The sequence below is a fragment of the Pseudonocardia sp. TRM90224 genome, assembly GCF_021245725.1.
GTDB lineage: Bacteria > Actinomycetota > Actinomycetes > Mycobacteriales > Pseudonocardiaceae > Pseudonocardia.
In genome coordinates this window covers 38553-50647 of record NZ_JAJGSX010000015.1, presented here as the reverse complement: position 1 = coordinate 50647, position 12095 = coordinate 38553, and the positions used below count along the sequence as shown (strand labels likewise).

The window sequence follows — 12095 nt, the reverse complement described above, 5'->3', positions numbered from 1 at the left end:
ATCGTTGAAGCACTACGGTAAAGGTTTTCGAGATCTTCCCCAGAGTGATCCTGGAAAACCCTCAAATAACGAGGTGAAAGGCTGCCTGCACTCCGACCGGTGGATCTCGCCCGCGCCGCGGGAGTCTCCACCCAGCAGATCCGCAACTACATCGCCGCATCGATCCTCCCTCCCGCCGAGCGGGCTGCCACCGGCTACCGGTTGCTGCACGAGGGGCACCGGCATGCGCTGGTGGCCTACCGGACGCTCGCCGCCGGGCACGGGTGGGAGAACGCACGAGCCGTACTGCAGTCCGTTCACGCCGGCGACGAGCAGCGAGCGCTGGAGCTCGTCGACGCCGTCCACGCCGAGATCCACCAGCAACGTTGCGCGCTCGACGAGATGGGCACGGCACTGGAGGCCGTCGCGGGCCAGGAGACGCCCGAGCCGGCCGTGCCGCAGGCAGGGCTGCGGATCGGTGAGGTCGCCGCCCGGCTCGGGGTGCGCACGTCGGCGCTGCGGGTGTGGGAGTCGGCCGGCCTGCTGGAGCCGCAACGGGAGCGCGGCACCACCTACCGCGTCTACACCGCCGCAGACGTCCGGGACGCCCGGATGACCCTGATGCTGCGCCAGAGCCGCTACCCGCTCACCCAGATCCGCCCGATCCTCGACGGCCTGCGCACGTCCGGCAGCAGCGCAGCGCTGCGCGAGGCGATCGCCCGCCGCAAGACGCAGCTCGCGCAGCGCTCGGTGGCGATGCTGGAAGGCGCCAGCCGGCTGCACACCTACCTCACCTACCGCCGCGAAGGCGTCGACAACGACGTTCTGGCTGATGTGAGCGCTAACAAACAGCCGTAACGTCGTTGTCGACGGTCACTCTGGCGCTGCGGCGCGTTCCGCTGCCGGCCGGCGGCGCCGGTGCGGGGCCAGCGTGGGGTTGGGGAACAGCGCGTTCGGCTCGTACACGTTCACCCCGGGCGGGACGATCTCGTCGATGCGGTCGAGCACGTCGTCGTCGAGGGTCAGCGCGGCGCCCTTCAGCAGGCCCTGCAGCTGGTCGAGGGTGCGCGGGCCGAGGATCGCCGACGTCACCCCGGGGTGCGAGATCGTGAACGCGATCGCCAGCTCCGGCAACGTGACGCCGATCTCGTCGGCGAGCGCGGCCAGCTTCTCGACGGCGTCGAACTGGGCGGCGTTGGCCGGGTTGTCGGGGTCGAACCTGGTGGGTCGCAGCGCGGCACGTCCGGCGGCGAGGTCGATGGGCTGGTCCTTGCGGTAGCGGCCGGAGAGGAACCCCCACGCGAGCGGGCTCCACACCAGCACCCCCATCCGGTAGGTCTGACACACCGGCAGGACGTCCGCCTCGATCCCGCGGGCAAGGATCGAGTAGGGCGGCTGCTCGGTGCGGAACCGGCCGAGCCCGCGGCGTTCCGACACGTGCTGCGCCTCGACGATCTGCTCCGCCGCGAACGTCGACGTGCCGAACGCGCGGATCTTGCCTTCACGGACCAGGTCGGTCAGCGCGGACAGGGTCTCCTCGACGTCGGTCCGCTCGTCGGGGCGGTGCAGCTGGTAGAGGTCGATCCAATCGGTCTGCAGGCGGCGCAGGCTGGCCTCGACCGCCATCCGGATCCACCGCCGCGAGCCGCCGCCCCGGTTGGGGCCCTCACCTGCGGGGAAGTAGAACTTCGTGGCGAGCACGACGTCGTCGCGGCGCCCGCGCAGGGCCTTCCCGACGATCTCCTCCGCCTCCCCCGCCCCGTACATGTCGGCGGTGTCGACGAAGTTGATGCCCGCGTCGAGCGCGGTGTGGGTGATCCGGGCGCAGTCGTCGTGGTCGGGATTGCCGACCTCGCCGAACATCATCGTGCCGAGGCAGTGGGCGCTCACCTCGATGCCGGTCCCACCGAGGGTGCGGTAACGCATGGTCATGGGCCCGGACGGTAGGTCCTAGAGTCGTCTCTAGGTCAAGGCCCGTTCAAGCCTGTTGAAGATTGGGGAGGCGCCGTGAGCGAGCAGCTGTCCATCGGGCAGGTTGCCGAACGCACCGGGCTCAGCGTCCACGCGCTGCGCTTCTACGAGCGGGAAGGCCTGTTCGCGAACCCGGTCCGGCGCGACGCCGGCGGGCGTCGTGTCTTCAGCGAGGACGACGTCGACTGGCTGACGTTGTGCACGCTGCTGCGCGCGTCGGGCATGCCGCTGCCGGCGGTCCGCCGCTACACCGAGCTGGTGCGCGAAGGCGACGGGAACTGGCGGCAGCGGATCGAGCTGCTGCGCGCGCAGGAGCAGCGGGTTCTCACGCAGATGCAGCAGCTGGAGAAGAGCCTCGACCTGATCCGGTTCAAGCTGGGCGTCTACGCCGACCTGATGAACGGGGAGACCGTCGACAACGACGTAATGGCTGATGTGAGCGTTAACAAACAGCCATGACGTCGTTGTCGACGCTCAGGCCGGCTTGACCGTCTGCACCGACAGCTGGTCCCCGGGCGGGGTGGCGCTGCAGCCGGTGCCCTCCATCGGGATGTAGAGCGACGCGGTGTCGCCGGGCGGGTAGACGCGCAGGCCGCGCACCGGGACGGGCTTGCACGCCGCCTGGTCGTAGTTGAGCACGTTCACCAGCCGCAGCTGCGCCGCGACGGCCTGGCCGGGCTTGATGAACACCTCGCCCCCGCGAGGTCCGTCCATCGCGGCGGCCGGCCCGACCTGGTGCCCGTCGTCACCGGCGACGTAGGAGACGCCCGGGTAGCCGCGCAGCTCGCACGTCCTGGTGCCCTTGTTGGTCAGCAGCAGCGCCCGGAACGTCGAACCCGCCCCGGCGTCCCCGCCGCCGAGCGAGCCGGCGAGCTCCGCCGTCGTGCACCGCTGCGGGTTGCCCGTCTGGGCCGGTTCCGCGGGTGCCGGGACCTTCGTCACCGGCGCCGGTTCGGCGCCCGTCGCCGGCGCGGCGGCGCTGCTCGGTGCCGCGGACGCGGCGGGTGGCGGGGTTGCCACCGCAGGCGGTGTGGTGCTGCCGCCAGAGCATGCTGCCGTCGCTCCGACGACGAGCAGAGCACCTACCGCCATCGAAAGTCTGGTGTGGATCCCTGTCATCGTGATCGCCCCCGATCGTGAGGTCATCCCCTCTCAACTGTGGACGCTTCATGAGGCAATGAGTTGCGCGGTACAACCATCCGATCGTGGTGCAGATACGCTCGTCACATGTCGGCGACACGGCTGCTGGTGCTCGGGATCGTGCGCGGGTACGGCCGCGCGCACGGCTACCGGGTCGGCAACGACCTCGTCTCGTGGGGCGCCGACGAGTGGGCGAACGTGAAGTGGGGCTCGATCTACCACGCGTTGAAGACGCTCACCCAGGCCGGCCTGCTCACCGACCACTTCGACATCCCCAGCCGCACCGAGTACGAGATCACCGAGAAGGGTGAGGCGGAGTTCATGCGGCTGCTGCGCGACGCCGTGCGCCGCCCGCAGGCGCGTCCCGACTTCCTCGGTGCGGCGCTCGCACTGCTGCCGGCGTTGGAGCGCGAGGAGGCGATCACGTTGCTGCGCCAGCGCCTCGCCACCTTGGAGGAGGACCGGGACAAGGCCCAGACGCAGCTCGACGCCTGGGTCGACCCGCCGCACGTCAAGGAGCTGTTCGGGCTGCGCCAGCACACCGCCGCGGGTGGTGTGGAGTGGACGCGCGGCCTGATCGAGCGGCTCACCGCGGGCGAGTACCCGATGGCCGGTGAGCCGCACTCGCCCGGACGCCCCGGGAACTGGCCCGAGCTGAGCGTGTAACGCCTGCCCGGTTCCGGGCGATTCAAATTTGCACTCCCCGCTCGCGCTCGGACAGACTGGACGGGATCGGGTTCAAATTTGAGCAAGTTCTGGAGGGTCATGGCCACCGCCGTACTCGCAGAGGCACTCCGCAAGCGCTACCCCGCAGCGCCGCACCCGGCGCTCGACGGGTTCGACCTCACCGTTTCCGCAGGCACCGTCCACGGCCTTCTCGGCCCCAACGGCGCCGGCAAGACCACCGCGGTCCGCATCCTCGCCACACTCCTGCGCCCCGACGGCGGCCGCGCCGAGATCGACGGGATCGACGTCGTGGCCGACCCGGTCGGCGTGCGCCGCCGGATCGGGCTGGTCGGCCAGTACGCCGCCCTCGACGAGATCCTCGACGGGCACGCCAACCTCGTCATGTTCGGACGGCTCTTCCACCTCTCCACCACCGACGCCCGCCGCAGGGCCGACGAGCTGCTGGAGCAGTTCGACCTGGTCGCGGCCGCCGACCGGGCCGTCAGCAGCTACTCGGGCGGCATGCGGCGCCGGCTCGACCTGGCGACCAGCATGATCCTCGCCCCGGCCGTGCTGTTCCTCGACGAGCCCACCACCGGGCTCGACCCGCGCGGGCGGGCCGAGGTGTGGACGGCCGTCCGCGCGCTCGTCGCGCAAGGCACGACGGTGCTGCTCACCACCCAGTACCTCGACGAGGCCGACCAGCTCGCCGACCGCATCTCGGTGCTGGCGACCGGCGGCCATGACGGGGACGGTGGCGGGCGGGTGATCGCCGAGGGCACCCCGGACGACCTGCGCTCCCACATCGGCGGCGACCGCGTCGAGCTGGTGGTGCGCCACGGCGCGGACCTGCCCGCCGCGGCCGCGGTCGTGGAAGCGGTCACGGCCACCGTCGCGCAGGTCGACGCCGACGTCCGCCGGATCACCGCCCCGGTGACCGACCGGATGACGGCGCTCGCCGCGACCGTCCGGGCCCTGGCCGAGCACGGCATCGACGCCGAAGACCTCACCGTCCGCCGCCCCACCCTCGACGAGGTGTTCTTGCAGCTCACCGGCACGACCACGCAGGAGGCCCGAGCGTGACAGCCATTCCGACGACCGGTTCCCGCCTCCATTGGGCCCTCACGGATTCCCTCACCCTCACCCGCCGCTACCTCGCCCATCTGCGGCTGCAGCCCGTGCAGCTCGCCGTGCAGGTCGGCTTCCCGATCCTGATCATGCTGATGTTCGTGTTCCTGCTCGGCGGCATGATGGGTGCGGTCCCGGGCGGGGACTACCGACAGGCGTTCGTGCCCGGCATGTTCGTCATGACGATGCTGTTCGGCCTGTCCAGCACGATGATCGCGGTGGTCACCGACACCCAGCGCGGCATCACCGACCGGTTCCGCTCGATGCCGATGGCCCCGTCGGCGGTGCTCGTCGGGCGGGCCGTCGCCGATCTCCTCATCTCGATGATCGGGCTCGTCGTGCTGGTGCTGGCCGGCCTCGCGATCGGGTGGCGCCCCGACGCCGGCCCGGGTGCGGTGCTCGCCGCGGTCGGACTGCTGCTCCTGCTGCGGTTCGCGCTGCTCTGGGTGGGCATCTACCTCGGGCTGCGCGCCGGCAACCCGGGAACCCTCGCCGCGGTCCAGACGTCGAGTTCCCGGTGGCGTTCCTCTCCGGCATCTTCGCGGCACCGCACACCATGCCCGTCGTCCTCTCCACCATCGCGGAATGGAACCCGCTCTCCTCGACCGCGGCCGCTGTCCGCGAGCTGTTCGGCAGCCCCGGCTGGGGCGCGACGTCATGGGTCGCCGACAACGCCGTCCTCATGGCGGTGCTCTGGCCCGCACTGATCATCGCGGTGTTCGCGCCGCTCGCCGTCCGCCACTACCAGGAGATGAGCCGATGACCGACAGTGCGACAACCAAGGCGACGATCAAGGCCCCCGAGTGGTTGAAGGGCATGAACGAGGAGCTGATGTCCACCGACGAGGGCCGGGCCGAACTGCCCGTCCTGACCGTGCCGGGCCGGCGCAGCGGCACGCCGCGCCGGACCCCGCTCACCGTGCACGAGCAGGACGGGCAACGATTCGTGCTGGGCGGCTTCCCCGCCGCCGACTGGATCAAGAACGTGCGCGCCGCCGGGACCGGCACACTCAGCGTCGGCGACGAGCACGAGCAGGTCCGGCTGGTCGAGCTCGAACCGGCCGACGCGCTCCCGGTGCTGCGGGCGTGGCCGTCGATCACCCCGGACGGCGCCGAGATGATGCGCGACGCCGGCGTAGTCAGCGACGTCACACCGGAAGCGTTCGCAGAAGTTGCCGGGATCTGTCCTGTTTTCCGCGTAGAGAGGACCGCATGACCGAAGTGCGCGAGTACCTGACTGTGACCGGTGCGAGGGAGAACAACCTGCGTGACGTCTCGGTGCGGGTCCCGAAGCGGGCCATCACCACGTTCGTCGGCGTGTCCGGGTCGGGGAAGTCGTCGCTGGTGTTCGACACGATCGCCGCGGAGGCGCAGCGGCAGCTGAACGAGACGTTCTCGGCGTTCGTGCGGGGGTTCCTGCCGAAGCTGGGGCAGCCCGACGCCGACATGATCGAGAACCTGTCCACCGCGATCGTGGTGGACCAGAAGCGCCTCGGTGGCGGGTCGCGCTCGACGCTGGGCACGATCTCGGACATCAACCCGCTGCTGCGGCTGCTGTTCTCCCGGCGCAGCGTCCCGCACGTCGGGTACGGGTACGCGTTCTCGTTCAACGAGGCCGGGATGTGCCCGGAGTGCAACGGGATCGGCCGCAAGGTGGCGCTGGACCACAGCGCGATGTTCGACCGCACGAAGTCGCTGAACGAGGGCGCCATCCTGCACCGCGACTTCGCCGTGGACTCCTGGTACTGGCACGTCTACGCGCAGTCCGGGAAGTTCGACAACGACAAACCGCTGCGCGACTACACCGACGCCGAATGGCAGCTGCTGCTGTTCGGCGGGCCGGAGAAGGTCACGCTGGCCGACCCGGGCCGCAAGGCGATCAAGATGGACTTCGAGGGTGTGGAGACGAAGTTCAACCGGCTCTTCATCGCCGCCGACGAGAACGGGGCGTCGGAACGCAAGAAGGAGACCGTCGCGAAGTTCACGACGTCGGTGCGCTGCCCCGGCTGCGCCGGCACCCGCCTCAACGAGCCGGCGCGCACCGCGACCGTCGACGGGCACACCCTGCCGTCGCTCACCGCGATGGACCTGTCGTCGCTGCACGACCTGCTGCCATCGCTGGCCAGCCCGGAAACCGCGCCGCTCGTCGCGGAGGCGACGAAACGCGTCGGGGCGTTGATCGACATGGGGCTGTCGTACCTGACGCTGGACCGGGAGACCTCGACCCTCTCCGGTGGGGAGTCGCAGCGGATCAAGATGGTCCGCCACCTCGGATCATCGCTGGTCGACGTCATGTACGTCTTCGACGAGCCGACGATCGGGTTGCACCCGCGGGACGTGGGCCGGATGACCGACCTGATGGCCAGGCTGCGGGACAAGGGCAACACCGTGCTCGTCGTGGAGCACGACACCGACGTGATCGTCGCATCCGACCACGTGGTGGAGCTGGGGCCGCGCGCCGGCAGCGACGGCGGGCAGATCGTCTACGAGGGCGACGTCGCCGGGCTGGCGACGTCGGGCACGTTGACCGGGGAGTTCCTGCACCGGCCCGTCATCGCGAAGGTGGACGTGCGCGCCCCGTCCGGGCACCTGCAGGTCAAGGCGGCGTCGGCGAACAACCTGCGCGGGTTCGACCTGGAGGTGCCGCTGGGGGTGCTGGTCGCGATCACCGGTGTGGCCGGCTCGGGGAAGTCGACGCTGGTGCGGGAGGTGCTGCTGCCCCAGCACCCCGACACGATCGTCGTGGACCAGTCGGCGGTGTCGACGTCGATCCGGTCGACCCCGGCGACGTGGACGGGGGTGATGGACTCGATCCGGAAGTTCTACGCCAAGCACACCGGGGTGAAGCCGGCGCTGTTCTCGTTCAACTCCGAAGGCGCGTGCCCCACCTGCAACGGGCTCGGCGCCGTGTACACGGACCTGGCGTTCCTCGACGGCGTGCGCTCGACCTGCGGTGACTGTGACGGGCGCCGCTACACCGAAGAGGTCCTCGCGCTGACGGTCGACGGCAGGTCGATCTCCGACGCGCTGGACATGACCGCGGAGCAGGCCGTCGAGTTCTTCCCCGCCCGTGACATCCGGCGGCGGCTGCAGGCCGTCGTCGACGTCGGCCTGGGCTACCTGACGCTGGGACAGCCCCTCTCGACGCTGTCGGGTGGGGAGTGCCAGCGGCTCAAGCTGGCCAGCCGGCTGCACGAGGAAGGCAACGTGTACGTACTGGACGAGCCCACCACGGGGTTGCACATGTCCGACTGCGGGCACCTGCTCGGGCTGCTCGACCGGCTCGTCGACGGCGGTTCCTCGGTGATCGTCGTGGAGCACAACCTGGACGTGATCGCACACTCGGACTGGGTGATCGACCTCGGCCCGGAGGGCGGTGACGGCGGCGGGAAGATCGTGTTCGAAGGCCCACCAGCCGAGCTGATCACCGCACCCGGCTCCTACACCGGCGAACACCTCGCCCGACACACGACAACGGCGGTTCAGTGACCCTCACTTTCCTTCCGGCCGACCCACCGCGGTCGGGCACCCTCGCCGTCGGGGCCACCGGTCCCGACGGCGGGGCGCCCCGCCGCCTCGCGCTGCGCGACGCCCTCCCCGCGCTGCTTTTGGTGGACGCCCCCGGCCTCCGGCCGGGAGGGCAGGAAAGCCACGTTCAGGCCCCCACAGGGCCGGAAAGTGGCTTTCCTGCCCACCCCGCCACCAGGTTCTGGGCAGCCGCCGCCCGCATGGCGTTGCGGCTCGTCGCCGCCGGCCGGCTGCTGCCCGGGGTGTCGCCGGACGGGTTCGACGCATGGCGCGTCGGCCCGCTCGACGACACCGACGCCGACCAGGTCCGCGCGCTGGCCGCCGCGATGCCGGCGTCCGCGCGCGCCGTCCCGCTGCCGGGCACCGACCTGCTGCCCGCGGCGGCGCCGCTGCTGCGGGCGTTCCTCGACGCCGTCGCCGACACCGTTGCCCGCACCCCGGCCGCCGCGCTCGCCACCGGCACCGCCCGCTACGCCGACCCCATCCCCCAGCAGGCCTCCGACCTGCGGGAATGGGCGGCGGAAGCCGCGGCGGGGTTGGACGCTGGGGTGCGGATGTCGCTGCGGGTGGAGGCGCCGGACGATCCGGCGTCCGGCCGGTTCCACGCCGTCGTCCAGGTGCACGCGCTCGCCGACCCCACCCGGGTCGCCGATCTCACCGACATCTGGACGGGCGCCGCGGTCGGGTTCGGCCCGCAGGCCCGGCTCGACGCGCTGCTCGCCGTGCGCCGCGCGTCCCGCCTGTGGGACCCGCTGGCGCGGCTGCTCAGCCAGTCGGTGCCCGACACCCTCGACCTGGACGACAACGACGTCGCCGAGCTGCTCGGTGTCGCGGCGCAGACCCTCGCCGATGGTGGGGTGGCCGTGCACTGGCCGCGCGAGCTGCGCCCGGAGCTCACCACCCGGGTCGTCGCCGGTCGTGGCGCCGGACCGGCGACGTTCGGCGCCGACGGCGAACCGTTCACGCTCGACTGGGAGGTGGCGCTGCGCGGCGAACCGCTCACCGCCGCCGAGATGGACCAGCTCGCCGAGAGCCACCGCCCCGTCGTCCGGCTGCGTGACCAGTGGGTGCTGGTCGACCCCGCGTCCCGCGACCACGCTACCCGGCGCACCGCCGGCCCGGTCGGCGCCGTCAGCGCGCTCACCGCGGCGCTCACCGGTGAGGTCGACCTCGACGGCGAGCGCGTCCCCGTCGTCGCCACCGGCTGGCTCGCCGACCTGAAGGAACGCCTCTCCGCTCCGGCCGAACCGGTCGGCATCCCCGACGGGCTGGAGGCGTCGCTGCGCGACTACCAGCTCCGCGGCCTCGGCTGGCTCGCCCGGATGACGTCCCTGGGGCTGGGTGCGTGCCTCGCCGACGACATGGGCCTCGGGAAGACGATCACCCTGATCGCGCTGCACCTGCACCGCACGCCCGAGGACGCCGGGCCGACGCTCGTGGTGTGCCCGGCTTCGCTGCTGGGCAACTGGGAACGGGAGATCAACCGGTTCGCCCCCAAGGAGGCCGTCGTCCGGTTCCACGGCACCGGACGGGTGCTCGACGCCGAGCACGGGTTCGTCCTCACGACCTACGGCACGCTCCTGCGCGACCACACCACACTCGCCGCGCACCGGTGGGGACTCGTCGTCGCCGACGAGGCCCAGCACATCAAGAACCCCGCCTCCGGCACCGCACGCGCGCTGCGCACCGTCCCCGCCGCGGCCAAGGTCGCTCTCACCGGCACCCCGGTGGAGAACAACCTCCTCGAACTGTGGTCGATCCTCGACTGGTCGACACCCGGCCTCCTCGGCAGCAAGAGCGAGTTCCGGGAACGGTGGGCCGACCCGATCGCCGACGGCGACCGCCGTGCCGCCGCCCGGTTCGCCACCCTCATCGCGCCGTTCCTGCTGCGGCGCCGCAAGTCCGACCCCGGCATCGCACCCGAGCTGCCCCGCAAGACCGAGACCGACCGGCCCGTCGGCCTCACCCGCGAACAAGCCGGCCTCTACGAGGCAGTCGTCGCGGAAACCCTCGCGGACATCGCGAGCTCTGCCGGCATCGCCCGCCGCGGAAAGGTCATCGCCCTGCTCACCGCGCTCAAGCAGATCTGCAACCACCCCGCCCAGTACGCCCGCGAGACCGACCCCGTCCTCACCGGCCGCTCCGGCAAGCTGGAGCTGCTCGACGACCTCCTCGACACGATCCTCACCGAGGACGGCGCCGTGCTCGTGTTCACCCAGTACGTCGCCATGGCCCGGCTGCTGGAACGCCACCTCACCGAGCGCGGCATCCCGTCGCAGCTCCTGCACGGCGGCACCCCCGTCCACACCAGGCAGGACCTGGTCGACCGGTTCCAGCGCGGCGAGGTCCCCGTCTTCCTGCTCTCGCTGAAGGCCGCCGGTACCGGTCTCAACCTCACCCGCGCCGACCACGTCATCCACTACGACCGCTGGTGGAACCCCGCCGTCGAGGACCAGGCCACCGACCGCGCCTACCGCATCGGCCAGACCCGCCCCGTCCAGGTCCACCGACTCATCGCCGAAGGCACCTTGGAGGACCGCATCGCCGGCATGCTCGCCACCAAACGCGCCCTCGCCGACGCCGTCCTCACCGGCGGCGAGGCAGCGCTCACCGAACTCACCGACACCGAGCTGGCCGACCTCGTCGAGCTCAGGGGCGGTGACGCATGACCGCCGCCATGGGATTCCCCGCGTTCCCCGCCCGCCCCGGCCGGCGGGGCCGCTCCTGGTGGGCGCGGGAGTTCGTCGCGGCCATGGAGGACGCCACCCACAGCCTCGACCTGCTGCGCAAGGGACGCCGCTTCGCCGGGAGCGGCCGGATCGGGCCGATCACGATCTCCCCCGGCCGGATCGCCGCCGTCGTCGACGACCCCGACGGCGTGTTCGACGTCGTCGTCCACCTCACCGAACTCACCGACGCCGAATGGACCCGGTTCCTCGCGCAGGTCGGCGCCGAGGCCGGGCACCTCGCCGCGCTGATCGACGGGGAGGTGCCACGCACGCTCGTGACCTCGGCCGACGCCGCCGACGTCGCGCTGCTGCCCACGATCGGCGACCTCGAGTCGTTCTGCGACTGCCCCGACATCGGCGACCCCTGCCAGCACGCCGCCGCCCTCTGCTACCAGACGGCGTGGCTGCTCGACGACGACCCGTTCGTCCTGCTCCTGCTCCGCGGACGCAGCCGCGACGCCCTTCTCGGCGACCAGGAGACCCCCACCGAACCGGAAGGGGACGAGCTGGACCGGCCCGTCCCCGCGGCGGTGGCGTTCGCTGCCGACCCCGTCGACCTGCCCGAACCCACCCATCCCCGCACCCGCCGCGCCGTCACCACCCCACCGGCGCCGGGTGTGCCGGAGGACGCCTTGCCGCTGCTGGTCGCCTCCGCGGCCGAAGTGGCCAGGGCACTGCTCGACGGCGCACCCTTCCCCACCGACATGCGCGACGACGCCCTCCGCTGGGCCGCCCACCACCCCGAGGTGCTACCACGCGTGCGGGCCGTGATCGGGGAGCCGGCTGAGGACGCCGTCGCGGAGTGGCAGGCCGAACGGTAGGCGCCCCGACACGCACACGTTGCCAGGAAAGCCACTTTCCTGTCCTGTGGTGCCGGGAAAGTGGCTTTCCTGGCACCCACCTCCGGTGTGCACCACCTCGCGGCAGCGGAGCGACCGACCGCCGCCTGGATCAC

Annotated in this window: 11 protein-coding genes; 9 read left to right on the top strand and 2 right to left on the bottom strand. The window is 71.6% G+C overall.

What is annotated here, in order from left to right:
* Positions 1–99 precede the first annotated feature (99 nt).
* The gene (locus tag LL648_RS21435) at positions 100–837 is read left to right on the top strand and encodes a MerR family transcriptional regulator (protein WP_232664416.1); all 738 of its coding nucleotides are present in this window, start codon (positions 100–102) and stop codon (positions 835–837) included.
* A gap of 15 nt (positions 838–852) precedes the next feature.
* Here LL648_RS21435 and LL648_RS21430 read toward each other — a convergent pair whose 3' ends face one another.
* On the bottom strand, positions 853–1905 hold the full coding sequence (locus LL648_RS21430) for an aldo/keto reductase (protein ID WP_232664600.1): 1053 nt from the start codon (positions 1903–1905) through the stop codon (positions 853–855).
* 81 nt (positions 1906–1986) lie between these two features.
* Here LL648_RS21430 and LL648_RS21425 point away from each other — a divergent pair, with 81 nt between their 5' ends.
* Positions 1987–2409 (top strand): MerR family transcriptional regulator, encoded by a 423-nt coding sequence (locus tag LL648_RS21425; RefSeq protein WP_232664415.1) that lies wholly within the window; start codon positions 1987–1989, stop codon positions 2407–2409.
* 15 nt (positions 2410–2424) lie between these two features.
* Here LL648_RS21425 and LL648_RS21420 read toward each other — a convergent pair whose 3' ends face one another.
* Positions 2425–2970, bottom strand: coding sequence for a DUF4232 domain-containing protein (locus LL648_RS21420; protein ID WP_232664414.1), 546 nt, complete (start codon positions 2968–2970; stop codon positions 2425–2427).
* Between the two features lie 207 nt (positions 2971–3177).
* Between LL648_RS21420 and LL648_RS21415 the strand changes: the two genes are divergently transcribed.
* The 7 genes from LL648_RS21415 (at position 3178) to LL648_RS21385 (ending at position 11961) form a co-directional block, all read left to right on the top strand.
* Positions 3178–3756, top strand: a complete 579-nt coding sequence (locus LL648_RS21415; protein ID WP_232664413.1) for a PadR family transcriptional regulator — start codon at positions 3178–3180, stop codon at positions 3754–3756.
* 99 nt (positions 3757–3855) lie between these two features.
* Positions 3856–4839: an ATP-binding cassette domain-containing protein gene (locus LL648_RS21410; RefSeq protein ID WP_232664412.1), complete on the top strand. Its 984-nt coding sequence runs from the start codon at positions 3856–3858 to the stop codon at positions 4837–4839.
* Positions 4836–5591, top strand: a complete 756-nt coding sequence (locus LL648_RS21405; protein ID WP_308190368.1) for an ABC transporter permease — start codon at positions 4836–4838, stop codon at positions 5589–5591. The genes LL648_RS21410 and LL648_RS21405 overlap by 4 nt, the downstream gene beginning before the upstream one ends.
* 52 nt (positions 5592–5643) lie before the next feature.
* Entirely contained in the window at positions 5644–6099 is a 456-nt protein-coding gene (locus tag LL648_RS21400) for a nitroreductase family deazaflavin-dependent oxidoreductase (RefSeq protein WP_232664411.1), read from the top strand.
* Positions 6096–8372, top strand: a complete 2277-nt coding sequence (locus LL648_RS21395) for an ATP-binding cassette domain-containing protein (RefSeq protein ID WP_232664410.1) — start codon at positions 6096–6098, stop codon at positions 8370–8372. Before LL648_RS21400 ends, LL648_RS21395 begins: the two co-directional genes overlap by 4 nt.
* Positions 8373–8611: 239 nt before the next feature.
* Complete coding sequence (locus LL648_RS21390; RefSeq protein WP_232664599.1) at positions 8612–11080, top strand: DEAD/DEAH box helicase; 2469 nt, start codon at positions 8612–8614, stop codon at positions 11078–11080.
* The gene (locus LL648_RS21385) at positions 11077–11961 is read left to right on the top strand and encodes an SWIM zinc finger family protein (protein WP_232664409.1); all 885 of its coding nucleotides are present in this window, start codon (positions 11077–11079) and stop codon (positions 11959–11961) included. Before LL648_RS21390 ends, LL648_RS21385 begins: the two co-directional genes overlap by 4 nt.
* Positions 11962–12095: the final 134 nt, after the last annotated feature.